Here is a 397-nt window from a genome sequence, read left to right as displayed (position 1 = left end):
CTAAAGAACAAGAGAGATCTTTGTTCGAAAAAAGGGTAAAGAGAAGCAAGTAGGTTAAGGAAGCTACCGAACGAGCACCGGAGCGTACATTAGTACGTGAGGAGCGGAGTGAGAGCTAACGAAAAGATACGCCGCTTATCTTTAGCCGATATTAAGATGGGCCTATAGCTCAGCTGGTTAGAGCGCACGCCTGATAAGCGTGAGGTCGATGGTTCGAGTCCATTTAGGCCCACCATGATTTTAATAAAATACCTTTTAAGGGGCCTTAGCTCAGCTGGGAGAGCGCCTGCCTTGCACGCAGGAGGTCAGCGGTTCGATCCCGCTAGGCTCCACCAAACGAATTTATCGTTTCTTTTTTGTTCTTTGAAAACTAAATCATTATATGAAGAAACCAAGA

At 45.8% G+C, this 397-nt stretch carries 2 tRNA genes; both read left to right on the top strand.

The annotated features are described in order from the left end of the window. Nucleotides 1–158: 158 nt before the first annotated feature. Nucleotides 159–235: transfer RNA gene (locus ACTYBU_RS22535), tRNA-Ile, on the top strand. A 24-nt stretch (nt 236–259) separates the two neighbouring features. Further along, a tRNA-Ala gene (locus ACTYBU_RS22530) sits at nt 260–335 on the top strand. The last annotated feature ends 62 nt before the right edge of the window (nt 336–397 follow it).

The sequence above is a fragment of the Niallia sp. 03133 genome (genome assembly GCF_052663225.1).
This window is presented reverse-complemented; position numbering and strand designations above follow the sequence as displayed.